This window comes from Agrobacterium tumefaciens (assembly GCF_013337285.1).
Classification (GTDB): domain Bacteria; phylum Pseudomonadota; class Alphaproteobacteria; order Rhizobiales; family Rhizobiaceae; genus Agrobacterium; species Agrobacterium burrii.
Genome location: NZ_SUPW01000008.1, coordinates 22701 through 48492, shown reverse-complemented (window position 1 = coordinate 48492; position 25792 = coordinate 22701). Strand labels below are relative to the sequence as shown.

Sequence of the window (25792 nt, the reverse complement as noted above, 5' to 3'; positions counted from 1 at the left end):
CTTTGGCTGAAACCAACAGGGGGCATGGCCTGCCGGTCAAGATGACTATCGGCGACAGCCCGCTTTTCCATCAACTCGTAGCGCCCGGCGGAAACAGAAGCCGATCTTTGCGGCGCAGCCCGAAGCGCGGCCGGCGGCTGTCGTGCGGTAAGCTCAGTGATCGGCATAGGCCGAAAGCCGCTGCATCCCCTGATCCGCAAGGCAACACTGCCGCAGACATTGTCGCCGCCATTACAAAAGTTTAAGGTGATTTCGCAGCGCAATGGGTATCTTCTGGGGGCAAGCTGCTCCCAAGGCTTGCCGCACATGTTCGGGAAACATGTATTCGCTCTCATTATGCGGAACCGTCAGATGAAACGTTTCTGGACCGCTCTCAGCGTTCTTGCCATCGCAGCCATCGGCGCGTGGTATTTTAGGGATCGCCTGCCGCTCGATCAAATTCCCTATCTCAAGCAATTCGCCAGCGTCTCGCAACAGGCGGAACCTGCCACGACTGACACCAGGGCACAGCACGCACAAAACGGCCAGCCCGCCCCACAACAGGGCCAAAGACAGGGCGGCGGGCGGCGCAATGGCGGACCGCCCACCGTCAGCACCATCGCCGTCGACAAGGCGACGCTGCCAATGGATGCCATGGCGACAGGTTGGGCGGTTGCGGCCGATATTACCAATATCGCCCCGCTTCAGGCCGGTCTCGTCACCGAAATCGCGGCAAAGGACGGCCAGCATATCAAGGCCGGCGATCTGATCCTGAAAATGGATGACCGCATTGCCCGCGCCGCCGTCGACAAGGACAAGGCCAATATTGCCGCCGATCAGGCGACGCTGGATCAGGCCGAGGCCGCTTTCCAGCGCGCCGCCAATCTGGTCAAGCAGAATGCCGAAGCCCAGCAGGTGCTGGATCTGGCCAAGGCGGCGCGGGATTCGGCCAGCGCCAAGATCGGCGCTGACCGCGCTGCACTGGCCGCCGACCAGGTGGCGCTCGAGAATATGGAGATCCGTGCGCCCTTTGACGGTCGGCTGGGCGATATCAGCGTCAGCCCCGGCGCTTATCTCAGCGCCGGCGTCAATATCGTGACGATCACGAAATATGATCCTATCGACGTCAGTTTCCGCCTGTCCCAACGTTACCTGCCGCAATTGCGCGAAGGCCTCGAGAAGGGCGCAACTGTGGATGTGGACCCGGCGGCAACCGGCGGCGAAGCCATGCAGGGCGTGCTGCGCTTTTACGACAATACGGTGGACCAGACCTCCGGTACCGTGCTGGTGAAAGCGGAATTCAAGAACGACCGCGGCCTTTTATGGCCCGGCCAGTCCGTCAACGTCACAGCCCACTTCGTCTCGGATGAGGAGATGATCGTCGTGCCGACGGTCGCGGTTCGACCGGGACCGAAGGGAAGTTTCGTCTATACCGTCGATGAGAACCACCGTGTTCATATGACGACGGTCGAAGTCGCCCGTTCGAACGGCGATCTCACCGCCATCGCCAGCGGCCTGTCCGGTGGAGAACATGTGATCATCGAAGGCCAGTCGGAACTCGCCGATGGCCAGCAGGTTGTCGAGCAGTTTTCCGACAAGGGTGGCGCAGACGGCAATCTTGCCGCCAATGTTCCGCAGGAAAAGGCTGGCACCCCATGATCTCGAATTTCTGCATCAACCGGCCCGTCGCAACCACTCTTCTCGCCATAGGCCTCGTGCTGGCCGGGCTTGCCGGTTTCCGCCTGCTGCCCGTCGCCGCCCTGCCCAAGGTCGATTTTCCGACGATCAGCGTCTCGTCGTCGCTATCAGGCGCTTCGCCGCAGACCATGGCTACATCGGTCACCACCCCGCTGGTCAAACAGTTCGAGACCATTCCGGGCGTCAGCGAGATCAGCGCCACCAATACGTTGGGCAACAGCTCGATCGTGCTACAATTCGACCTCAACCGCGATATCGATGCGGCGGCTGCCGATGTTCAGGCCGCGATTTCGCGCGCGCAGCGGCAATTGCCAAGCAACATGACGACGACGCCGAGCTACCGCAAGACCAACCCGGCCGATGCACCGGTGCTGTTGCTGGCCATCAACAGCAAGGAACTGCCGACCAGCAAGGTGGATGAGATCGCGGAAGATATCATCTCGCCGCTGCTTTCCACCATTTCCGGCGTCGCCCAGGTCAGTGTCTATGGGGCGCAGACCTATGCCGTGCGCATCGGCCTCGATCCGGCGCAGCTTCAGGCGCGCGGGCTCGGCGTCGATACCGTTACCAATGCGATAGCGCAGGCGAATAATCAGGTGCCCGTTGGCGCATTGCAGAACGACAACCAGCGCCTGACGATCGAGGCCGATACCCAGCGCACGGATGCGGCGGCCTTCCGTACTCTGGTCGTGGCGACGAATAACGGCGCAGCCATTCATCTCGGCGATATCGCCAACGTCACCGACAGCATCGACAACACCAATGCCGGCAGTTGGTTTGACGGCGAACAGGCGATCATCCTTGCCGTACAGCGACAGCCGGACGCCAATACCGTCGATGTGGTCGATGCCATCAAGGCCAAGCTGCCGGCACTTCGCCAGCAATTGCCGCCCTCGGTGAATATCAACGTCATGAATGATGCCTCGACGGCCATCACGGACGCGATCTCCGATGTGCAGTTCACGCTTTTCCTCACCATCGGTCTGGTGGTCGCGGTCATCTATCTTTTCACCGGCCACCTGACGGCGACCATCATTCCAGGCCTTGCCGTACCTCTGTCGCTGATCACAGCCTTCGGCGCCATGTATGTGCTGGGTTACAGCATCGACAATATCTCACTGCTGGGGCTGACATTGTCCGTGGGGCTGGTGGTGGACGATGCCATCGTCATGCTGGAAAACATATTACGCCTGCATGAAAAAGGCCTGACCATGCGGGAAGCTGCCCTTCAGGGGGCGGCGGAAGTCAGCAATACCATCCTGTCCATGTCCATCTCGCTGGTTGCCGTGTTTATTCCCATCCTGTTGATGGGTGGGGTGATCGGCAGGCTCTTCAACGAATTCGGCATGGTCGTCACGCTCGCGATCATGGCCTCGGCGCTGGTGTCGCTGACGGTGACGCCGATGCTCGCCTCGCGTCTTTCCGGCAATTCGTCCAGACCGCCAGCCATCGTCCGGTGGTTCGATGCCGGCTTCGAGCGCACGTTGCGTGGTTATGGCCGTGCCGTCGGCTGGTGCCTTTCCCACCGCCGTGTGGTTCTGGCTTCGTTTCTGGCCTCGATTGCCGCCTCGCTCTATCTGTTCGAGACCCTGCCATCCAGCTTCTTCCCGCAGGAGGATATTGGCCGTCTTTCAGTATCGACACAGGCGCGCGAGGATATTTCCTATACTGCGATGCGCGACCTTCAGGCCCAGGTTGCCGACCAGATCCGCAAGAACCCGGCCGTTGTGCATGTCACCTCCATTGTCGGCGGCAATTCCCGCAATCCGCTGAACAACGGCTCGATGTTCGTTGAACTGAAGTCCAAGGAAGAACGCGCGCCGCTCAGCCAGGTACTGGCGGAACTGGGGCAGGCCACATCAAAAGTGGCCGGCATCCGCACCTATATCAATCCGCAGCAGAGCCTGCGTTTTGGCGGACGCAGCTCCGCCAGCCAGTACCAGCTCGTCGTTCAGGGCCTGAATGCCGACACCACGAATGAATGGTCGAACAAGCTGATGGAGGCGATGCGCCGCGACCATACATTCACCGCCGTCACCTCCGATGCCCAGAACGGCGCCATCGCCGCAACGATCTCCGTCGATCCGGAAAAGGCGGCCGCCTTCGGCATCACCAATGACCAATTGCGCAAGACGCTGGAAATGTCCTTCGGCGGTTATACGGCCGCGCAAATCCAGTCCACCGGCGACAGCTATGACGTGATCGTGGAATTCGACAGCTCCAAACAGTGGAATGATGATTTTCTGAGCGATATCAACATTCTCTCGGCCAAGTCTGGCGTTCTGGTTCCGCTGTCCAATTTCGCCAGCCTCACCCGGACCCAGGCGCCGGTCACCATCAACCAGACGGGCCAGCTCGTCTCCACGACGATTTCCTTCAACCTGCCGGATGGGGTGGCGCTTTCCGATGCCACCAGCCAGATCGATCAGCTCAAGAGCACAATCGGCCTGCCGCAGGACGTTTTCACCAGCTATGGCGGCACGGCGGCAATCTTCCAACAGAGTCAGGGCAATACCGGCATCCTCATTCTGGCGGCGGTGCTGACCATCTATGTGGTTCTCGGCGTTCTCTATGAAAGCTTCATCCACCCGCTGACCATTCTTTCCGGCCTGCCAGCGGCCGCCTTCGGCGCGCTGGTGGCGTTGAAGGTGATGGGCATGGATTTTTCGCTCATCGCGCTTATCGGCCTGTTGATGCTGATCGGCATCGTCAAGAAAAACGCGATCATGATGATCGACGTGGCGGTGGAGTTGATGCGCGAAAAGGCCGAACCGGCCGTCACCGCCATCCACGAAGCCTGCGTTCGCCGGTTCCGGCCGATCATGATGACGACCTTCTGCGCGCTCTTGGGCGCGCTGCCCATTGCGCTTGGCTCAGGCGCGAGTTCGGAACTGCGCCAGCCGCTCGGCGTCGCGGTGGTCGGCGGTCTTATCGTCTCGCAATTGCTGACACTGTTCATCACCCCTGTTATCTTCGTGGAGATGGACCGGTTCGGCAATTTCCTCACCGGTCTGTTTTCCCGCAAGAAATCAGCCGGGAAGCACACCGAGCCGCAAAAGCCGGAGGGCGAAGATCAGCCCGATTCCGTCGCTGCCTAGATCGTTTTGATTTTACGCGTTGTCCGGACGTAAAAGGGTTTCCGTTTTTACTGGAAACGCTCTAACGCAGGTTTCCGAGGCGCTTCAGCGCCTCAGAAAAACCCGCCGCCTGCAACTGGAACGACACCGTGCGGCCCTGCAGATCGGGGGCTTCGATCGCCAACGTCTTTCCCGCCTCAAGCGCAGAGACAAGCTCGACAAAGGGTGTGAAGGACACGATGCAGCCGACGGGCAGGCAAGTGCTGACCTGCACTTCCTGCAGCCGCACATTTCCGGATTTCACTGAAAATAGCTTTGTGACAGCAAGGCCGAAAGGCATGACGAAGGTGCCGGAGAGCCTGTCCGGCATTTTGGGATCATCAATCCGGAATTCGACCGAGACGACAAGCTTGCGGGTTTTCTCCTCAAGCTGCACCTGTGCTATGGCGCAGACCGGCTTTTCCGCCACTACTGAGGCGTTCGGATCGGCCTCGTCCTTTTTCGCAGGCAACGCGCAGGCGAGCTGCCAGCTTCCATAAACCTCATGCAAGGGCGCAGCAATCTTGGCTGCCTCCTGCGCAAGCGCGTTTGTCGCCAACCCGACGAAGAGAGAAACAGCAAGGGTCGCGTTCCACAGCATGTTTTGACCACGCCTCATCAGAAACGGACTCCCAGTTCGGCAGATGCGGATTGATCCAAGACGCCCGCCCCGAAAACCGCGCCATAACGGAATGTCAAAGTGGCGGAAGGGTTGATATCGTAGCTCAGTCCCAGATTGAGCAGCGCCACATCCTGCGCCATCGCCGCACTTGCGACGGAAAAACCACTGCCGCCCGTGTAGAACAAGGTGCTCCCCACTACCGGATCGCCGTAGGCATGACGCCAGCCGATATCGAACATCGCCTGCCCAGCCATGCCATCAAATGCGATATCACGGCTGAAACGCGCACCAAGCGTTGAATAGAGCTGGTCATGGCTGGCAGAGCCGGAAGAAACGGCGGCGATACCGCCCTTCTCGCCGAAAGCATCCGTCTTCGTATTCACATAGCTGATATTGGCATAGGGTTCGAACTGTGTCAGATCAAAATCGAAACGCCAGGCGGCCTCGGCAAAGACTTGCGTGGTGGAGGCGTCATAGCCGGCGGTCAGATTTTCATGCAATGTCGAAAAAGATACCGTCCGGCGGGTTACGACATCCTGAAAAGCATGGACTGCTCCAAAACGCAGCGAGGCCGGGCCGATTGTGCCTCCGCCATAGGCGGCCAGATAATAACTGTCCACATCCGCTGCCGACAGGGACTTCTGGCTGATGACATCACGACCATAGCCGGCAGCAACACCGGCGCGCCAGCCGTCACCCCAATCACCATCGAGACCAAAAAAGACGCCGCCGCCTTTCATATTGACCGACGAGCCGCTGCCATCGCCATCGATGTGTCCGCGCGACCCGAAACCATTGGACCATAAAGTGAGGGAGCCTTCATCGATATTCATCGGGTCCGGTGCGCCCATCCTGCCGACGGCAGGCAGGATCGAGCGCGCATCGATACCCTTGAAGGCGCTGCGCAGCCGGCTGAGAATAACATCACGGGTCAGTTGACTGCGGTTTATCAACGCCATGGCAAGCGAGGGATGCAGTTCGCCGGCAAGCTGTGAAAACGCTGTCTGGGTCTCTGCCTGCTGAAGATAATAAGCCGCATCGTAAAGTGCCGATCCTTCCCCCAACGCCTCGACCGCGTTGGCAGCGGAACGCGCATTGCCCGTCGAGGTCGAGGCGGCAAAAGATCCCGGCCCGAAAGATTCGCGTTTCAGCAGAAGGTAGACCGTATTGTTGTCGCCACTCTTCGTGACAGCGGTCTTCAGATAATCAAGATTTCCAACCACATCGGCAAATGCCCCGCTCACCCCCCCCGTTGCCGTCAGAAGCACGTATTTCGCACCGAAAGCAAAGGTCAGACTGTCCGTCACGGGTGTGACGATGAGATTGACATTATTGGCTATGGTGACAGTGCCGGTGACAGCAAGCCTGTCGGAATTGCCGTAGCTGTCGATTTCGACCGCATAGGCGGAGCCGCTGGCAAATGTCGCGTTGCCGGTGGACGTCAATGTGCCAATGGAATTGCCGGGCGCAAGTGTGCCGCCGGACTGAACCGTTACGCCGCCTATGGTGCCGGAGCCGCCAAGCGCCGCGCCGTTGGCGACTGAAATCACGCTTGCAAGCGAGCCATTGACGCTGAGCTTGCCGGAGGAAACTTCGGTGGTTCCGCTATGGGTGCTGTTTCCGGTCAGGATCAGATTACCGCTACCAGTCTTTTCAAACGAACCGGAACCGCTGATGACATTGGAAAGCCTGCCGGCCCCATCCACCACCAGCGCCGCATTATTGGCGATCTCGCCCGAACCAAAACTGGTGGCGGTTCCCTTCAGCGTACCGGCCGAAATTGTCGTCCCGCCGGAATAGCTGTTGTTGCCGCCAAGCGTCGTCACACCGTTTTCGGCATCGATCCGGCCAGCACCGGAAATATCCGCGGAAAGCTCGTAATCGTTTTCCGAGTGGTTCAGGACGATGCTGCCATTGCCGGCACCGAAAGCAATCGCCTCCGCCTCCACCTCGCCTGCCGAATGCGCCGTCTGCCCGGCAGCGGCGCCAATGTTCAAGACACCGGTGGAACCCGCAGCCGATGCGATCACGACGGTCGTTGCGGCAACAGAACCACCACCCGTCACCTCCACCGTGCCGCCGCCGCTTCTCCCGATAACTAGGGTGTTGCCGATCTCCGCGTGCGACCCCACCCCGACGATCCGCAATGCACCGTCCGAACCGGCCTCCGTACCGAGAGAAAGCTGATTGGCATTTAGGGAAGCGCCATTGAGTACCGTCACCTGGCCGGTGCCGGAGCGGCCGATATTCATGGAGCCGGAATCAGCAAGATTATTGTCGACCTCAGCCGTGACATTCGAACCCGTGCCTTCGATCATCAATATCCCGGAGGAGCCGGCAAGCTCGCCCAGCGTTACCTGCCCCGCCTGAATGCCGGCGCCGGTGTCGACCGAGACCTCTCCAACGGCGTCATTCTGATATCCGACGACAAGGGCCCTGGCCACCGTCCAGCTTGACCCACCACCGGCAATGGTCACGGAAGATCGCGAACCGCCGAGTGTTGCGACATATCCGGCACCGCTGGTGACTGCACCGCCTGCATCGATCTGCAGCGAGCCCTTGCCGGCATTACCGACATAGAGGTTTGCGGAATTGCGCAGGGCACTTCCGGAACCGGAGACCCGGAGAGAGCCGACGCCATCGGCATTTACGCCGAGAACCGTGTCCGCCGTTTCAACCACGCCGCTGCCGGTCACCACCAATGAGCCAGCACCATCCACGCCCACGCCGAGACTACCGCTACCGACCGTCCATACGGAGCCGCTGCCATCCACGATCGCGCTGCCCGTCGCACCCGCGACGTTGCCGAGACGTGCAGACACGCTTTCAACCCTGCCGCCCGTATAGACATTCAGCATGCCGTAACCGGGTGTTCCAACCGCCGCCAGCGCATCGCCGCCGATCTGCAGGTCGCCTGTGGTCCATTTCGTGCCGCCACCGGTCACATTGACCACACCAGCCGAATTGCGGCCAATCGTGACGGCACCGCTGGTTACCATCGCGGCTGTACCAACAGACATGGTGACCGCACCGTCATTGCCGACAATCAGCGTGCCCTGAGTTTCCAACATGGAGCCAGCGCCATCAATTTTGAGCGCACTTCCACCCGATGACGCCAAGTCGCCGATGACCATGTTGCCCTGGCTGATCACCACGCCGCCGCCAGCGATGACGAAAGAGCCTGAACCATCGCCGCCGATGACCATATCGCCGGAACTTGTCAGTGTGCTGCCGGCACCCTCGACGGTCACGGTCCCCATAGAACCAACCCCGCCGGCGACAACCAATCGACCGGTTTTAAGCTCACTTGCGCCCAGCACCTCCAGCGAACCGAAACCGCCATAGCCCACGAAAACCGTATCGGAATTTTCAAGGCTGGATGAATTGTCCAGTTTAACCGTACCGTACCCGAGCCCATCCTCGCCTATATAGATATGGCCAAGAGAAGTGATCGAACTCCCACTGACATCAAGGTCTCCAACGCCGTTTCTGGCCACGAATATATTGCCGTCATTCGACCAGTTTCCTCCGAAAAAAATCAATTTTCCGGCAATACCAGCGTTGGCACCAATTTCGCTGTAAGTTGTCGACAGACCGCCATTGACCGAAAGCGAGGCATCAGTGTCTAGCCCGATAGCCAGGCCAGAGACGTTGGCATGTGTTCCGGCTGCAATCGTCGGTCCCTCGGAATTGAAGCTGGCGGTGTCGTTTGCGCCGGGAACACGCGTATAGCCATACCAACTGGAGGCTAAAAACCAGTCATCCGTGGATGATCCAACCCAGACGATCGTGTCTGCCAGAGCGGATGGCGAGAGTGCGGCGGAAAACATCACGGCGAAAAGGCCCGTTGAGCCGCGCAGAAAATGCCGGGATAGGGACGCCACCCTTATGCGGGTTTTCTGCGGATCTTTCCCTTCAGAAACACCACAGAACCAACCGGACATCCAAGCTCCCTTACCGGCGCATTGCGCCGCTCTGCCCTGATCCGGCGAATCACTCTTCCAGACAAATCAATTAGCTCACTCCGAAGGATAATTGGTAGTATAAAGAGCATAAAAAAATGCTCTGGACGCCTGCCCAAATATAAAAACGGAGCGCGACGGGCGCGCTCCGCGAAACAAATGAAAAGATTGTTTGAATAATAGGATTTTTGCAGGGGGCCGAAGGGGAACCCGGGCAGCTTCTACTACTGCCGGGAGAACCGGCCAAAGGCTCCGCCTGAAAAGCACAGGGGGTCACCATCACGATGGGCGGCGCGCAAAACCTCGCCGACGATGATGGTGTGGTCGCCCGCATCGTGCGCCGCGGCCTGCCGGCATTCAAACCGGGCGAGCGTTCCGGGAATGACCGGCACGCCCTCATCGTTCATTTCCCAGTCCAGATCATCGAAGGCGCGACCGTTGCGGGTAAAACGGGCGCTCAGCACATCCTGATCGGCACTCAGCACATGAATGGCAAAATGGGTGGCGCCACTGAAGGCCGGATAGCGTGACGAGTTCTTGGCCGGCGACCACAGCACCAGCGGCGGATCGAGCGATACCGATGCGAAGCTGTTGACCGTCATGCCGATAGGTCCGTCCGGCGTCGTTGCCGTCACCACCGTAACCCCTGTCGTGAAAGCGCCAAGCGCGTTGCGAAAGCTGCGGCTGTTTTCGCCGCCGGGAACAAATACATGCTCATTGGGCATTTTGATCGCCTCTGCCATTGCCACTGTCATCACGGCACCTCGTTTCCGATTGCGAGTGTATAAAGCTCAAACCATGTCTGGCGGTCGATCGTGACGCTCAACGCGTCAGCCGCCGTTTTGATGCGCTCGATATTGTTGGTGCCGAGCACCGGCACGATCTTTGCCGGGTGGCGCAAAAGCCAGGCAATGGCAACGGCGGTGGCATCGACGCCCTGCTCCTTGCCGATGCGCTGTAGCGCCGCCATCGTTCCACCATGCGCACCCGAAAACAGCGAGCCACCACCGAGCGGCGACCAGGCCATCGGCGAAACCCGCTTTTCCTGCAGGAAAGCGAGATCACCATTGGTGAAGCTATCCGTGGCAAGCAGGCTCATTTCGATCTGGTTCGTGACCAGCCGGTTTTTCATGGCCGATTGCAGCAGCGAGAAATCCCATGGCCGAAAGTTGGAGACACCAACGGCCTTCACCTTGCCCGACGCCACCAGTGCGTCGAGCGCCTTGCCGGTTTCCTCCGCATCAACAAGCGGATCAGGGCGATGAATGAGCAGGAGATCGACATAATCGGTTCCCATGTCGCGCAGCGATGCCTCGACCGAGGCATTGATATGGCCAGCCGTCGTATCGTAATGCTTGACGCGGGCGGCGGAGTGACGTCCGGCCGGTGCGACGATGCCGCATTTGGTAACGATCTCTATTTTGTCGCGCAGTCCCGGAGCAGCCTTGAGGCCGTTACCCAGAATGGCTTCCGCCGTGTATCCGCCGTAAATATCGGCCTGATCCATGGTGGTGATGCCCTGCGCCAGGCAGGCTTCGATCTTGGCCTGCACATGGGCGGGCGAGGTGTCAGTATCGTCACCGATGCGCCACATGCCGTAAACGATGCGGCTGAGTTGCAATGTTTCAGAAAGAGCGATGCGTTCCATCAGTGGCGTTCCCCGTTGCCGAGCGGCGTGGCAGGCGTTTCAGAAGGCACCCGGCCGTAGGCATGCGGCAGGGAGCAGGTTTTCATCTGCGGCAGAACCTTGGTGCCGAAGTGTTCCGCCTCATCAATATGCGGATAACCGGAAAGGATGAAGGCGCGAATGCCCATCTTCTGGTATTCTTCCAGCGTCGACAGAACCTGATCCGTCGAACCGACAAGTGCCGCACCACAACCGGAGCGCGCCCGGCCGATGCCTGTCCACAGATTGGGTTCGACATAACCGAATTTGTCGGCCAGTTCGCGGGCGCGCGCCTGATGCGACACGCCGAGCGAGCCGCTGTCATGGGCGCGGTTGCGGATCAGCTGGCCATATTCGTCATCGAGCTTCGAGACAAGATGCTCGGCATATTCGCGGGCTTCCTGTTCGGTATCGCGCACCACCATATGGACACGCAGGCCGTAATCCAGCGTGCGGCCATGGGCGGCAGCGCGTTCATTGGCGGCGCGCATGCGGTCCGCCAGCTGGTCCTTCGTTTCCGGCCACATCAGATAGACGTCACACTGCGCGCCACAGAGTTCGAGCGCATCCGGCGAATAACCGCCGAAATAAAGCAGTGGCCCACCATTCTGCTGGTAGGGACGTGCCGGTTCGGTCGAGACGCCCTTGAACTGGTAGATTTCACCATCGTGATCGATAGTGTCGCGCGTCCAGGCCTGCCGCAGGATTTCTACGACCTCATGGCTGCGCTTGTAGCGGAAGGCGCTGTCGGCCACTTCACCCGGAAAATCGGAACTGATGACGTTGAGCGTCAGGCGGCCTTTCAGCATGTGGTCGAGCGTCGCCACCGTGCGCGCCAGCATGATCGGCTGCATCTCGCCGCAGCGAATGGCGGCAAGGAAATTGATGCGGTCGCTGATCGGCGCGCAGCCGGCGACAAAGCTCAGCGTATCCTGCCCGACCTGATAGGACGAAGGGCAGAGGATGTTGCGAAAACCCAGTTCTTCGGCCTTTTTGACGATATCCGAGCAATGTTCAAAGCTGGAACGCAGGCTACCGTCAGGCACGCCCAGATAGGCGTAATCATCGGAGCACAAAGCGGAAAACCAGGAGACCTCGGCAGCATCGAGATCAGCGGATGTAACGGGTACGACGGTCATGCAATTCCTCCTCAGGGCCGCTCTTGTTTTTCTTGCATAACATCAAGAAATATGTAAATCAATGATGTATCAATTTTTGTTTCGGGGAGGAAACGGCATCATGAAACACACTGGCGGCAGCCTGCCCATGTATCTGCAGATCGCCGAAATGCTGGTGCGCGAGGTGGCGGCGGGCCGGTTGATCGACGGCGAAAAGCTGGCGCCGGAGCGCGACATGGCGGCCGATCTCGGCATTGCCGTCGGCACGCTTCGCAAGTCACTCGCCGAATTGCAGGAGCGTGGCCTGCTGGAGCGCGTGCAGGGATCGGGCAATTACATTCGCGCCGTCAGCGATCCGCAAAGCGTTTACGCCTTTTTCCGCCTTGAGATGATCGAGGGTGGCGGCCTGCCGACGGCGGAGGTTCTGGATGTGGCGCGGCTTGCCAAACCCGCCGCCCTGCCCGCTTTCGGCACTTCCGCCGAAGGGCATCGCATCCGCCGCCTCCGGCGCATTGCCGGCAAACCGGCTGCCATCGAGGAGATCTGGCTGGATGGATCTTATGTCGACACGATCTCCATCGAGAACATGTCGGAATCCCTCTATCTTTATTACCGTACTCGCCTCAATCTCTGGATATCGAAGGCGGAAGACCGCATCGATCTGGGCGATGTACCCGAATGGGCACCCGAGGCCTTCGGTCAGAAGCCGGGCGCGCCGGTGCCGCGCGTGCTGCGTCTCAGCCAGGCGCAGGATGGCGCAGTGGCCGAAGTCTCATGGACATGGTTCGACCATACGGTCGCCCGCTACGTTTCTCGCATACGTTGAGATCACCGCATATTCGCGTGATCCACATGAGGATAAGAATTTGACGGGAGGCAAGGAAGCGGCGACCTGCCTTGCGGCGAGTTTCGCCACTATACTTCTTTAAATCAACGACTTAATAGTTTTTGATTTCTGTCAGAAATAAAATTGATACACTATTGATTTCCTTTTTGTGAAAGGTAATATCACGGAATTAGGGAGACAGGCGTTTCGCCATCCCACGTTATCGCCGGATAATCGGGACAGATTTTCGACAGAGCGATACGTGGAACTTGAAGGTTGATACCGGCTTTTGCGTCCATCGGGATTTTGGACGCGTCGGTTGTGAGGAGGAAAATATGGCTTCAGTCAGCCTGCGCAAGCTGGACAAGAGTTACGGTGCCCTGCGCATCGTCAAGGGCATCGACCTTGAAATCAACGATGGCGAATTCGTGGTTTTCGTCGGCCCTTCCGGCTGCGGCAAATCCACGACGCTGCGCATGGTCGCGGGTCTGGAAAGCATTACCGGCGGTGAGGTCATGATCGGCGACCGCGTCGTCAACCGGCTGCCGCCGCGCGAACGCGACATCGCCATGGTGTTTCAGGACTATGCGCTTTATCCGCACAAGACCGTGCGTGAGAACATGGGTTTCAGCCTCAAAGTACGCGGCGTGAGCGCGTCGCAGGCCAATGCCAGCATCGATGAGGCGGCAAAGATGCTCGGCATCGAGCATCTGCTCGACCGCCGGCCCGGCCAGCTTTCCGGCGGCCAGCGCCAGCGTGTGGCCATGGGCCGCGCCATCGTGCGCCGTCCACAGGTGTTTCTGTTCGACGAGCCGCTGTCCAACCTCGACGCTAAACTCCGCGGACAGGTGCGCACGGAAATCAAGCGCCTGCACCAGCAGCTCGGCACGACAATCATCTACGTCACTCATGATCAGGTGGAGGCCATGACGCTGGCCGACCGCATCGTCATTCTGCGTGGCGGCGATATCGAGCAGGTCGGCACGCCGGACGAGGTCTATAACCGTCCGGAAAGCGTCTTTGTCGGCGGTTTTGTCGGTGCTCCCGCCATGAATTTCGCCCGCGCCAGGGTAAACGGCGACCGGCTGACATTTTCCGACGGCAATTCCCTGCCGATGGCGACCATCCGGCCAGCCCGTGAAACGGGCCTCGAAGGGCGCGAAGTCATTGTCGGCATTCGCCCGGAACATTTCGGCCCGGCCGAGGGCTTCGACAGCCAGCTTGCGGTCAAGGTGCAGGTGGTGGAACCGCTGGGTTCCGATACGCTGGTGCATTTCAGCCTCGGCGATGCGGCGCTGACCGCCAGAATGCCGCCGCAGCTTCGCCCGGCGCCGAACGAGGAGCTGAGAATCGGTCTCGATCCGTCCAAGGTCCATCTTTTCGACGCCGCGACGGAGCGCTCTATCCACTGATTGCCGGGCGTGGAAACGCTGCGGCCAACGGATTTAATAACGGGAGGAACACATGAAATTCAAAGCCATAACCGGGGCAGCGCTCTGCGCAACCATGCTCACCTTTTCGGGACAGGCCTTTGCCGATGCCGAACTGAAAATCTTCGTTTCCAGCCAGCATCAGCCAGATGTCTGGCGCAAGGCGCTCGATCAATATGAGGCGAAGACGCCGGGCGTGAAAGTCGTCATCGAGACCGGCGGCAACACCTCGGAAATGCAGGCGCAATATCTCAACACCGTGATGTCGGCCAAGGATTCGAGCCTCGACGTGCTGATGCTCGACGTCATCCGCCCGGCGCAATTCGCCACCGCCGGCTGGACCAGCGATTTCTCCGGCAAGGATTTGTCGGGCTATCTGCCCACCTATGCCGAAGCGAACACCGTCAATGGCAAGGTCGTGGCGCTGCCCGCCTTCGCCGATTCCATGTTCCTTTATTACCGCAAGGATCTGCTGGATAAATACGGCATCAAGCCGCCGACCACCTGGGACGAACTGAAGGAAGCGTCCAGGAAGGTGATGGAGGGCGAAAAGAACCCTGATCTTCAGGGCCTGTCCTTCCAGGGCAAGGCGATCGAAGGCGCGGTCTGCACCTTCCTCTTGCCCTATTGGAGCGAAGGCAAGTCGCTGGTCGAAAACGGCAAGCTGAACTTCGACAATCAGGCGGCCGTGGATTCGCTGAAGCTCTGGAAAAGCTTTGTCGATGAAGGCATTTCCAAGAAGAACATTTCCGAAGTCGCGACCGACGACACCCGCAAGGAATTCCAGGCCGGCAAGGTTCTCTTCGCCGTCAACTGGTCCTACGCCTGGACCCATTTTCAGGGCAAGGAATCGCAGGTGAACGACAAGGTCGGCGTCGCCCGCCTGCCGGCCGTCAAGGGCGGTGAGCAGACGACCTGCCTCGGTGGCTGGGAATTCGGCGTTTCCGCCTATTCCAAGCAGCAGGATGAAGCCAAGAAGCTGGTGGAGTATCTCTCCGGTCAGGATGTATCGAAGTTCATGGCCATCAACGCCACGCTGCTGCCGACCTATGCCGCGCTTTACAAGGATGCCGACGTGACCAAGGCAATCCCGTGGTTCGCCGACGCCCTGCCCGTGGTTGAAACCGCCAAGGCCCGTCCCGTGACGCCGCGTTACAACGAGGTCAGCGAGACGATCCGCACCACCGTCAACGGCGTGCTTGCCGGCGTCATGACGCCGGAGGACGGCGCAAAGCAGATGGAAAGCCGTCTGCGGCGCGTTCTGCGCTAAGCTTCAAGGCCGGAAAGCGGCGTGGTTTCATGCCCTTTCCGGTTGCTTCGAGTGAATAAGAATAAACGCGCCCGGGCGGCGCGATAAACGGGCCGGATATGAACCGGTCCGATCGGGAGACGATGACGTGAATCCAGTTGCGGGAGTGGCAGGTGTGACAATGCCGGAAAGAACCATGGTCCGGGTGGACGAACAGAAGCTGCCGCGCTGGACGCGGTGGCTCGATCTCGGCGACCGTTCGCTTGCCGTGCTTCTGCTGGCGCCTGCCGCCATTCTTCTGTCGCTCATCATCGTCTATCCGGTGGCGCGGCTCGTCTATACCAGTTTCTTCAGCCTGTCGCTGACATCGGGCCTGCCGGCGGAATTCATCGGCTTTGAAAACTATACGGCGATGTTCGACGATCCGATCTTCTGGGAAACGACCTGGAACACGGTTCTGATAACGCTGATTACCGTGCCCGGCGCCCTGTTTATGGGCCTCGGCCTCGCGCTCCTCGCCAACCTGCCCTTTTCCATGCAATGGCCGATGCGCCTGTCGCTGCTCATTCCATGGGCGCTGCCGCTGTCCTTTGCCGGCCTGATCTTTGCGTGGTTCTTCCATTATGAATATGGCGTGGTCAATGATGTGCTCAACCGTCTGGGTTTCGAAGGCATCATCTGGTTCAATTCTCCCAACTGGGCCTTTGCGGCCATCTGCCTCACCATCATCTGGAAGACATCCTCCTTCATGGCGCTGATGATCCTTGCCGGCCTGCAGACCATTCCGCGCTCGCTTTATGAGGCGGCGGATGTGGATGGCGCCGGCAAAATCCGGCAGTTCTTTGAGATCACCCTGCCGCTTCTCAAGCCGTCAATCGTCGTCGCCCTCATCTTCCGCACAATCACGGCGCTGCAGACCTTTGATATTCCTTACATGATGACCGGCGGCGGCCCCGGCACATCCACCACGACGCTTGCCATGTACATTCACCAGAATACCGTTTCCTTCCTCGATCTCGGTTACGGTTCGGCCTTAGCGGTCATGATGTTTGCGCTCTCCATGTGCGTCACCGCCGTTTATCTCCGCATCATCAGGACGAAGGACTGATCCCATGAGCATCGTTGCAAATTCCGGTCTGTCCTCGTTCTTTTCCGGCAAGCCGCTGCGCTTCATCGCGGCCTCCATCCTTCTGGTCAACGGTCTGTTTCCGGCGATCTGGATTTTGTTCACCTCGCTGAAGACCGAAGCGGAACTGACGGTCAAGCCGATCACCTGGTTTCCGCATACGCCGACGCTTGCAAACTACATGCAGGCCTTTTCCGACCAGCCGCTGCACCTGTTCCTGTTCAACAGCTTCATGGTGGCGCTGCTTTCGACCGCGCTCACCATTCTGATTTCGGTGCTGGCGGCTTATGCGCTGGCGCGGCTCAACCTCAAATACCGGGCGCTGATCCTCTCGCTCATCATCGCCGTTTCCACCTTTCCGCTGGTGACGCTGCTGGTGCCGCTGTTCGAGATCATGCGGGCGCTCAACCTGCTCAACAGCTGGACGGCGCTGATCCTGCCCTACACCGTGCTGTCGCTGCCGGTCTGCACCCTGATGCTGGTATCCTTCTTCGAAAGCATTCCGCGCGATCTCGAAAATGCCGCCATGATCGATGGCTGCACCCGCATCGGGGCGCTGTTCAAGGTGGTGGTGCCGCTCTGCGCACCGGGCGTTTTTACCGCCGGCATTCTCGCCTTCGTTAATGCCTGGGATGAGTTCCTGCTGGCGCTTTCCTTCAATTCCAATCCGGCCCTTCGCACCCTGCCCGTCGGCATCCAGCTTTATCAGGGTGAATTCGCTTTCCCCTGGCCAGTCATTTCGGCGGCGCTGGTGGTTGGCATCGTGCCGGTCGCGATCCTGATCGTCATCTTTCAGGAACGGGTTGTCTCCGGCCTCACCGCCGGCGGTCTCAAGGGCTAAACAGGTACAGTCATGCATTTCGAAAAGACCAAAGACGGCTTCACGCTCGCAATCGACGGCCGCACCATCCTGTCCCATTCGCCAGAAAACCCGGCCTTCTTCGCCGGTTGTGGCCGCGAGCGGATGGACATGTATCGCGGCAATTTCGACATCGAGGACTATGTCATCGAGCGAACTGCCCTGCGCCATGCCGAGATCGACGGTGGCAGCGTTACGCTTTCCTCCGCACCCGGACAGGCGCCGCGCCTTCGCCTGACGCTGGACGGCAACGCTATCAGGCTGGCGGCGCTGGATGAAACCATCAACCGCCTGTGGCTGCGCGTCGTCGCGGAAACGGACGAGCACGTCTGGGGCGGCGGCGAGCAGATGTCCTATTTCGACATGCGCGGACGGCGTTTCCCGCTCTGGACTTCTGAACCCGGCGTCGGCCGCGACAAGACCTCGGAGCTTACCTTCAAGGCCGATGTGAGCGGCAAAGCGGGTGGCGATTATTACAACACCAACTACCCGCAGCCGACCTACCTCTCGTCGCGCAAATACGCGCTGCATGTGGAAACCAGCGCCTATTCGGTGTTCGATTTCCGCAATAGCGATTTCCACGAAATCGAGATATGGGCGATCCCGGAAAAGATCGAGTTCTTCGCGGGCGATGCCTTCACCGATATCGTCTCCGCCCTGTCGCTGCGGTTCGGACGTCAGCCGGAACTGCCGGAATGGGTCTATAATGGCGCGATCATCGGGTTAAAGGACGGCGTCAACTCCTTTTCCCGGCTGGAGAAAATTCGTGCCGCCGGAACGAAGGTTTCCGGCCTCTGGTGCGAGGACTGGGTCGGACTTCGCCAGACCTCCTTTGGTGCGCGGCTGTTCTGGGACTGGCAGGCCAATGACACGCGCTATCCGCATCTGCGCCAGAAAATTGCCGAGCTTGCCGATCAGGACATCCGCTTTCTTGGTTACGTGAACCCCTATCTCTGCGTTGACGGCCCGCTTTTCCCCGTGGCCGAAGACGCCGGTTATTTCGCCACCGGCGCAGATGGCAAGACGGCGCTGGTGGATTTCGGCGAATTCGACTGCGGCGTCGTCGATTTCACCAATCCGGCCGCCGCCGACTGGTTTGCCGAAGAGATCATCGGCAAAAACATGCTTGATTTCGGCCTTTCCGGCTGGATGGCCGATTTTGGCGAATATCTGCCGATCGATATCAACCTTTCCAACGGCGTCGATGCCAAGCTGATGCACAATGCCTGGCCCACCCTCTGGGCCGAGGTTAACGCGAAAGCCGTCGAAAGCCGGGGCAAGACCGGCGAGGCGCTGTTCTTCATGCGCGCAGGCTTCACCGGCGTGCAGGCCCATTGCCCGCTGATCTGGGGCGGCGACCAGTCGGTGGATTTCTCCCGCCATGACGGCCTCGTCACCGTCATCTGCGGCGCGCTGTCCTCCGGCCTCATGGGTAACGCCTACCACCATTCCGATATCGGCGGTTACACCAGCCTGTTCGGCAATGTCAGGACGGCGGAACTCATCATGCGCTGGACGGAAATGGCCGCCTTCACGCCTGTGATGCGCACCCATGAGGGCAATCGCCCGCGCGACAATCTCCAGATCGATCAGGACGACACGGTTCTTGCCCATTTCGCCCGCATGACGGCGATCTATGTCGCGCTCGCCCCCTATCTGAAATCGCTTTCCGCAGAGGCGGCTGAGACTGGCCTGCCGGTGCAACGTCCGCTCTTCCTGCATTATGAGGACGACCGGCAGACCTACGCCATTCAGGACAGCTATCTCTATGGAGCCGACATGCTGGTTGCGCCGGTCTGGAAAGCGGGCGAAACGCAGCGCACGCTCTATCTTCCGGGCAATGGCGAATGGGTGCACCTGTGGAGCGGCGCGCGCCATCCCGGCGGACGCGAAGTCACCATCGAAGCGCCGCTCGGCCAGCCCGCGGTTTTCTATCGTGCCGATAGCAGCCATATCGCCCTGTTTGAACAGCTTCGCAGCATCTGAGCCGTTGACAGCCAGCTAAAAAAGCGACAGTTTCCGACGCATTCCGAGGGGAGCACCGCACGGTGCTGAGATGGCGATGAGCCGGACCCTTGAACCTGATCCGGGTCATGCCGGCGTAGGAACGGAAACTGTCGCACCCTTCAGGCGCTGCCCTTTCTCTTCTCCGCTTGGCCATGATCTCCGTGATTGTCACATCTGGAGACTGAATGATGATGCTGAAACCTTCTGTCCTTCGCACATGGTGCGTTTGCGCCTGAGGTCCGGCTCATGCGTGCCACCCATGCATTGAACGGTATCGGTCTCCTGCTGCTTCTGTGGCAGGCAGGCACGTGGCTGTTTGCGCCGCCGCGCTATATCCTGCCGTCGCCAGCCGATGTCGCCGCCGCCTTCTGGCGTCAGCCCGGCTTCCTGTTCGGCCAAGCCATGGTGACATCCGGCGAAATGGCGCTCGGGCTTGCGGCAGGCATCGCCGCCGGCATCCTCGTCGCCTTCACGATCGCCGCCATCCCGCGTCTTGGCCGCCTCGTCTGGCCCATGGTTCTCGTATTGCAGGCCTTCCCGGTCTTCGTGCTCGCCCCCATTCTCGTGCTCTGGTTCGGTTTCGGCATGGCCTCGAAAGTGGTGATGACCGCGATCATCATCTTCTTCCCCGTCGCCTCCTCCTTCACCGATGGCCTTAACCGCACGGATCGCGCCATTCTCGACGCCGCCTCGCTGACGGAGGCGAGCCACTGGCAGACCCTCACCCGGCTGCGCGTGCCGCTGGCGTTGCCATCGCTCATTTCCGGGCTGAGGGTGGCCGCGCCGCTCGCCCCGCTCGGCGCTGTCATCGGCGAATGGGTGGGTGCTTCAGCCGGGTTGGGTTTCGTCATGATCCAGTCCAATGCCCGCATGCAGACCGACACGATGTTTGCCGCCATGGCCATTCTCGCCGTTATGGCGGTGTTGCTGCGGCTCATCGTCGACCGGGCGACCGCCAATCTGGCCCCCTGGGCCAAGGAAACAGAACACGCCATTCCTTTCAGATATTTACGGAGACTTTCGGCACCATGAAACGAACGCTTCTTTCCCTCGTCGTCGCGGCAGCAAGCGCGCTTGCCCCCATGCAATCACAGGCAGCCGACAAGCTTAACGTGTTGCTCGAATGGTTCGTGAACCCCGATCACGCGCCGATGGTGATCGCGAAAGAACGCGGCCTGTTTGCCGATGCCGGACTGGACGTGGAACTGGTTCCGCCGGCCGACCCTTCCGCCGTGCCGCGCCTCGTCTCGGCAAAACAGGCCGATATCGGCGTGCATTACCAGCCGAACCTCTATCTCGATCACGATGCTGGTCTGCCAATCGTGCGTTTCGGCACGCTGGTCGAAACCCCGCTCAACACCGTCACGGTTCTCGCGGATGGGCCGATCAAGAGCCTGAAAGACCTGAAGGGCAAGAAGGTCGGTTTTTCCGTTTCCGGTTTTGAAGATGCGATGCTGAAGCGCATGCTGGAAAAGGACGGGCTGACGAAGGATGATGTCGAACTCATCAACGTCAACTTCTCGCTCTCGCCATCGCTGATTGCCGGCAAGGTGGATGCAACGCTCGGCGGTTTTCGCAATTTCGAACTGACGCAGATGAAGCTCGAAGGCCATGAAAGCCGCTCGTTCTTCCCGGAGGAGCATGGTGTGCCGGCCTATGACGAGCTGATCTTCGTCACCCATCGCGATCTCGTAAAAGACAGCCGCCTGCCGCGTTTCCTCTCCGCCGTCGAGCAGGCCGCGATCTTCATCACCAACCACCCGCAGGAATCCTGGCAGCTTTTCATCAAGGCCTATCCGAACCTTGACGACGCGCTGAACAAACAGGCCTTCTTCGACACGCTGCCACGCTTCGCCAAGCGCCCCGCCGCGCTTGATCGCACCCGCTATGATCGTTTCGGTGCGTTCATGCAGGAGATGCAGCTGATCAAGCAGGCACCGAAGGCGGACGATATCGCCGTGGAGCTGCAGCAGCCATGACCGGCACTTTTCCGACAGCGGCGAAAGCCGCCGACATTCTGGAGCGGGTGCGCAAGACCCGCCCGCGCGTGCATTGCCTGATGAACACCGTGGTACAGAAATTTACCGCCGACGGCATCACCGTCATCGGTGGCATTCCCTCAATGACCACTTCTCTGGAAGAAATCGAGAGCTTTGTCACCAAGGCGGACGCATTGACCGTCAATCTTGGCACGCTGGATGCCGAGCGGCGCAAGGTCATCCGGCTGGCAATCAAGATTGCCAATGCATCCGGCAAGCCGTGGATCGTCGACCCCGTACATTGCGACTATTCGCCCTCCCGTCTGGAATTTGCCCGCGAACTCATCGCCCTTTCCCCGACCATCGTGCGCGGTAACCGCGCCGAAATGAGCCTGATCGGCGATGTGCCGGATGCGGTGCGGATCGAAACCGGACCGGTCGATCATCTCCGCGACACGACCCGTGGCGTCAGGATCGTCAACGGTCATCCATGGATGGCGAAGGTCACCGGCACCGGTTGTCTCTCGGGTGGCATCATCGCCGCTTTCATGGCCGTGGAGAAAGATGCCCTGACGGCGGCAGCCGCAGCCCTCGCCGTCACAGGCGTTTCCGCCGAATTGGCTGCGAAACAGGCCAAAGGCCCCGGCACCTTCGAACCGGTGTTTCTGGATGCGCTTTCCGAAATCTCGGCCGAAGACATCATCAATCACGCGAGGATAGAGCATGAACAAGGTTGATTACCGCCTCAACGCATTGGTCGATGCCAGTCTTGCCGATGTCGCACCCTTACCCGAGCTTGCTTTGGCGGCCGCACTCAACGGTGCGACCATTCTGCAATATCGCGACAAGCACGGCTCGACGCGCGAAATGATCGACAACGCCCGCGCCATTCACGAGGCCATCGCCGGCACCGGCGTGCCGCTTGTTATCAACGACCGTGTGGATGTGGCGCTCGCCTCCGGCGCTGATGGCGTGCATCTCGGTGCCGATGATATGGATGCGAAGACCGCAAGGCGCATTCTCGGCGAAAAAGCGATCATCGGTCTCACCGTCAAGAACCACGCCGATGCCGAAAGGGCGGCCTCCATGCCTGCCGATTACGCCTGCATTGGCGGCGTGTTCGAAACGGTTTCCAAGGTGAACCCAGACAAACCCGTCGGTATCGATGGTTTTGCGACGCTTCGCGCCCTGCTGCGCGAATGGCGGCCGGATATGCCTGTTGGCGCCATCGCCGGTATCGACCTTGCCCGCGCGCCTTCTGTCATCGAGGCCGGTGCGGATGGTGTCGCAGTCATTTCCGCCATCTTCCGGGCAGGCGATATTGCCAGCGCAACCAGGGACTTCCGCTCTGCAATTGACGCGGCGCTGAAAGCGAGACAACCATGACATCAATTGCATTGACCATTGCCGGCTCCGACAGCGGCGGCGGTGCCGGCATTCAGGCCGATATCAAGACCTTTTCCGCACTCGGCGCCTATGCCGCCAGCGTCATCACCGCCATCACCGCCCAGAACACCAGAGGTGTCACCGCGGTTGAGGATATTTCCGTGGCCACCATCGTCGCACAGATGGATGCGGTTTTTTCCGATCTTGCCGTCAATGCGGTGAAGATCGGCATGGTCTCGCGCATCGAAACCATCGCCGCCATCGCGGAACGGCTTCGGCAGCAGCCGCAACCGGTGGTACTCGACCCGGTCATGGTGGCGACATCAGGCGACCGGCTGCTGCATGAGGACGCCATCGAGACCTTGCGGCGGGAGCTTTTGCCACTCGCCGCCATCGTCACGCCGAACCTGCCCGAGGCGGCGCTGCTGACCGGCACGCCGATCGCCACCAACGACAAGGAAATCACCCGTCAGGCCCAGGCGATCCTCAAGGCCGGCGCGAAAGCCGTGCTCATCAAGGGTGGGCATGGCGATGGGCCTGAGAGCACGGATTATCTGTTTGCTGATGGCACCATGTTGGCGCTTGCCGCACCGCGGGTGGACACTAAGAACGACCACGGCACCGGCTGTACATTGGCGGCGGCGATTACGGCTCATCTTGCCAAGGGGTGTGAGCTGCGGGAGGCGGTTGGGCTTTCGAAGGAGTATCTGAACGGGGCGCTTGAGGCTGGGCGCGGGCTTGCCGTTGGGAATGGGCGGGGGCCGGTGCATCATTTTTATCGGTGGTGGGGGTGACGTAGAGGGGCGGAGCGTGGGGTTACCCCCCCTCTGTCCTGCCGGACATCTCCCCCACAAGGAGGGAGATTGGATGGGGCGGCCGCTCGGCCTCTTACGACCGTCTCACTGCTGATACCATTGCTTACTCAATGTGGCGAGCAAGCCACTTGTCGATCTCCCCCCTTGTGGGGGAGATGTCCGGCAGGACAGAGGGGGGTAAGCCCCAACCTCGACGCTACTTCGCCTTCGGCGTCGCCAACACATTCCTGATCGCAAAACTCGAATGAATCCGCGAAACCCCCGGCAGTTTCGAAAGTATCTCCTTATGAATCCGCTCGAAATCCCCCGCACTTTCCGCCTCACAGCGCAGGAAATAATCCGATCCGCCCGTCATCAGGTAACATTCACGGATTTCCGGATAACGCCGCACCGCATTCTCGAACCGGTTGAGAAAATCCTCCGTCTGGCGATCCAGCGTAATCTGCACGATGACCGAGATCACTTCCCCGCCCGCAAGGCCGCTGGTCAGCGCCGTATATCCGCGGATAATGCCTTCCCGTTCGAGAATATCGACCCGGCGCAGGCAGGCCGAAGCCGAAAGCCCGACTTCCGCTGCCAGTTTTGCATTGCTGATGCGGGCGTTGAGCCGAAGCAGGCGGATGATGTGGCGGTCGGTCGCATCAAGTGACGACATAGAAAATTCCAATCAGACAAAGAAAATTGCGTCATTTTCAATTCTATTGCATTTTCTTCGAACAATCGCCAAGAAATTCGATAATCGTTGCAATACTCTCATGGGATAAAAATGAGGGTGAACGACCATGGACATGCAGATCAGCCGCCAGCAGGCAGCCGGTGGTGCAAGCGGCCATCTGAGCATCGATCTCGGCGCATTACGCGACAATTACCTGACGCTTGCGGCCATGGCCCCGGCTTCGCAGACGGCAGCGGTCGTCAAGGCAGACGCTTATGGCCTCGGCGCGGATATCGTCTCGCAAACCCTGTTCGACGCAGGCTGTCGCAACTTCTTCGTCGCCCATATCGATGAGGCGCTGGCGCTTCGGCTTCGTCTGTCGGCGCAAGCGCGGATTTTCGTGCTGAACGGCCTTCAGCCCGGCAACGAGACCTCCTGCGCCGCCATGGCCATCACCCCGGTCCTGAACTCGCTGGAGCAGATCGCGCAGTGGTCGGCCCATGCGCGCCATCTAGGCAAGACGCTACCGGCGGCGGTGCAGATCGATAGCGGCATGTGCCGCCTTGGCCTTTCCCCGGCAGAGCTTGAAATCATCGCCTCTCGGCCGCAATTGCTCGAAGGTCTCGACATCGCCTTCGTGATGAGCCACCTCGCCTGCGCCGACGAGCCGGAACACCTCTCCAATGCCGCCCAGCTTGCGGTGATGCGAAAGGCCGCCAACGCTTTCCCCGATGCGCCCGTCTGCTTTTCCAATTCCGGCGGCATCTTTCTCGGCAATGACTACCATAACCACCTGCTGCGCCCCGGCATCGCGCTTTATGGCGGCGCGCCGTCCGTTGCCCGGCCCAACCCGATGAAACCGGTCGTGCGTCTCGATCTCGCCGTCATCCAGACCCGCACCGTGCCAACAGGCTCGCTGGTCGGTTATGGCGGCTCTTTCGAAGCCGCAGGCCCCACACGTCTTGCGACAATCGCCGCCGGTTATGCCGATGGCCTGCCACGCTCGCTCAGCAATCGCGGGGCGGCGTGGTACAATGGAATTCGTCTGCCAATTGCCGGGCGTGTTTCGATGGACAGCATCATTCTAGACATATCGGCCCTGCCCGAGGGAACATTAACCCAGGGTAGCCTCGTTCAGATGATCGGGCCTGACCAGACTTTGGAAGACATCGCCGAGGATGCGGGCACGATCGCCTATGAAATCCTGACCGGCCTCGGACGCCGTTACCGCCGCAGCTATATTCAGCCGGGAGAAACCCCGGCAACCGCCTCAACATCAGTCAATCACAAGTGAGACGA

The 25792-nt window shown here is 60.0% G+C and carries 20 protein-coding genes and 1 riboswitch; of the genes, 14 read left to right on the top strand and 6 right to left on the bottom strand.

Annotation, left to right across the window (positions count from 1 at the left end; translation table 11 throughout):
- Positions 1–351 precede the first annotated feature (351 nt).
- Both FCH38_RS19330 and FCH38_RS19325 read left to right on the top strand, forming a co-directional pair.
- Entirely contained in the window at positions 352–1638 is a 1287-nt protein-coding gene (locus tag FCH38_RS19330) for an efflux RND transporter periplasmic adaptor subunit (RefSeq protein WP_174374799.1), read from the top strand.
- Positions 1635–4775: an efflux RND transporter permease subunit gene (locus FCH38_RS19325; protein ID WP_174374798.1), complete on the top strand. Its 3141-nt coding sequence runs from the start codon at positions 1635–1637 to the stop codon at positions 4773–4775. The genes FCH38_RS19330 and FCH38_RS19325 overlap by 4 nt, the downstream gene beginning before the upstream one ends.
- 61 nt (positions 4776–4836) lie before the next feature.
- Here the strand turns inward: FCH38_RS19325 and FCH38_RS19320 are convergent, their stop codons facing one another.
- The 5 genes from FCH38_RS19320 to FCH38_RS19300 all read right to left on the bottom strand — a co-directional run bounded on the left by FCH38_RS19320 (position 4837) and on the right by FCH38_RS19300 (position 12182).
- Positions 4837–5412: an invasion associated locus B family protein gene (locus FCH38_RS19320; RefSeq protein ID WP_174374797.1), complete on the bottom strand. Its 576-nt coding sequence runs from the start codon at positions 5410–5412 to the stop codon at positions 4837–4839.
- Entirely contained in the window at positions 5412–9359 is a 3948-nt protein-coding gene (locus FCH38_RS19315; protein WP_174374796.1) for an autotransporter outer membrane beta-barrel domain-containing protein, read from the bottom strand. Before FCH38_RS19315 ends, FCH38_RS19320 begins: the two co-directional genes overlap by 1 nt.
- A gap of 242 nt (positions 9360–9601) precedes the next feature.
- Positions 9602–10126 carry a flavin reductase family protein gene (locus FCH38_RS19310; RefSeq protein WP_149899712.1) on the bottom strand — a complete coding sequence of 175 codons (525 nt, stop codon included), beginning with the start codon at positions 10124–10126 and terminating at the stop codon, positions 9602–9604.
- Between the two features lie 5 nt (positions 10127–10131).
- Positions 10132–11025: an aldo/keto reductase gene (locus FCH38_RS19305; protein WP_174374795.1), complete on the bottom strand. Its 894-nt coding sequence runs from the start codon at positions 11023–11025 to the stop codon at positions 10132–10134.
- Positions 11025–12182, bottom strand: coding sequence for an LLM class flavin-dependent oxidoreductase (locus FCH38_RS19300; RefSeq protein ID WP_127755835.1), 1158 nt, complete (start codon positions 12180–12182; stop codon positions 11025–11027). Before FCH38_RS19300 ends, FCH38_RS19305 begins: the two co-directional genes overlap by 1 nt.
- Positions 12183–12282: 100 nt before the next feature.
- On the opposite strand from FCH38_RS19300, the gene FCH38_RS19295 reads away from it, so the two are divergent.
- The 11 genes from FCH38_RS19295 (at position 12283) to thiD (ending at position 23817) form a co-directional block, all read left to right on the top strand.
- A complete protein-coding gene (locus FCH38_RS19295) occupies positions 12283–12987 on the top strand; it encodes a GntR family transcriptional regulator (RefSeq protein WP_174374794.1) in 705 nt (234 codons plus the stop codon).
- Positions 12988–13322: 335 nt separating this feature from the next.
- Positions 13323–14399, top strand: a complete 1077-nt coding sequence (locus FCH38_RS19290) for an ABC transporter ATP-binding protein (protein WP_149899149.1) — start codon at positions 13323–13325, stop codon at positions 14397–14399.
- Positions 14400–14451: 52 nt separating this feature from the next.
- Entirely contained in the window at positions 14452–15687 is a 1236-nt protein-coding gene (locus tag FCH38_RS19285; protein WP_153516647.1) for an ABC transporter substrate-binding protein, read from the top strand.
- A 175-nt stretch (positions 15688–15862) separates the two neighbouring features.
- Positions 15863–16774, top strand: a complete 912-nt coding sequence (locus FCH38_RS19280) for a carbohydrate ABC transporter permease (protein WP_174374876.1) — start codon at positions 15863–15865, stop codon at positions 16772–16774.
- Between the two features lie 4 nt (positions 16775–16778).
- On the top strand, positions 16779–17633 hold the full coding sequence (locus FCH38_RS19275; protein WP_174374793.1) for a carbohydrate ABC transporter permease: 855 nt from the start codon (positions 16779–16781) through the stop codon (positions 17631–17633).
- 12 nt (positions 17634–17645) lie between these two features.
- Positions 17646–19637: an alpha-glucosidase gene (locus FCH38_RS19270; RefSeq protein ID WP_174374792.1), complete on the top strand. Its 1992-nt coding sequence runs from the start codon at positions 17646–17648 to the stop codon at positions 19635–19637.
- A gap of 36 nt (positions 19638–19673) precedes the next feature.
- A riboswitch (TPP riboswitch) is annotated at positions 19674–19776 on the top strand.
- Between the two features lie 128 nt (positions 19777–19904).
- Positions 19905–20690: an ABC transporter permease gene (locus FCH38_RS19265; RefSeq protein ID WP_174374791.1), complete on the top strand. Its 786-nt coding sequence runs from the start codon at positions 19905–19907 to the stop codon at positions 20688–20690.
- Positions 20687–21637, top strand: coding sequence for an ABC transporter substrate-binding protein (locus tag FCH38_RS19260; protein ID WP_174374790.1), 951 nt, complete (start codon positions 20687–20689; stop codon positions 21635–21637). The genes FCH38_RS19265 and FCH38_RS19260 overlap by 4 nt, the downstream gene beginning before the upstream one ends.
- Complete coding sequence (locus tag FCH38_RS19255; protein ID WP_174374789.1) at positions 21634–22374, top strand: hydroxyethylthiazole kinase; 741 nt, start codon at positions 21634–21636, stop codon at positions 22372–22374. The genes FCH38_RS19260 and FCH38_RS19255 overlap by 4 nt, the downstream gene beginning before the upstream one ends.
- Positions 22361–23023 carry a thiamine phosphate synthase gene (gene thiE, locus FCH38_RS19250; protein ID WP_174374788.1) on the top strand — a complete coding sequence of 221 codons (663 nt, stop codon included), beginning with the start codon at positions 22361–22363 and terminating at the stop codon, positions 23021–23023. Before FCH38_RS19255 ends, thiE begins: the two co-directional genes overlap by 14 nt.
- Positions 23020–23817, top strand: a complete 798-nt coding sequence (gene thiD, locus FCH38_RS19245) for a bifunctional hydroxymethylpyrimidine kinase/phosphomethylpyrimidine kinase (protein WP_174374787.1) — start codon at positions 23020–23022, stop codon at positions 23815–23817. Before thiE ends, thiD begins: the two co-directional genes overlap by 4 nt.
- 217 nt (positions 23818–24034) lie before the next feature.
- On the opposite strand, the gene FCH38_RS19240 is transcribed toward thiD, so the two are convergent.
- Positions 24035–24493 (bottom strand): Lrp/AsnC family transcriptional regulator, encoded by a 459-nt coding sequence (locus FCH38_RS19240; RefSeq protein WP_046800773.1) that lies wholly within the window; start codon positions 24491–24493, stop codon positions 24035–24037.
- Between the two features lie 127 nt (positions 24494–24620).
- Between FCH38_RS19240 and alr the strand changes: the two genes are divergently transcribed.
- On the top strand, positions 24621–25787 hold the full coding sequence (alr, locus tag FCH38_RS19235; protein WP_174374786.1) for an alanine racemase: 1167 nt from the start codon (positions 24621–24623) through the stop codon (positions 25785–25787).
- Positions 25788–25792: the final 5 nt, after the last annotated feature.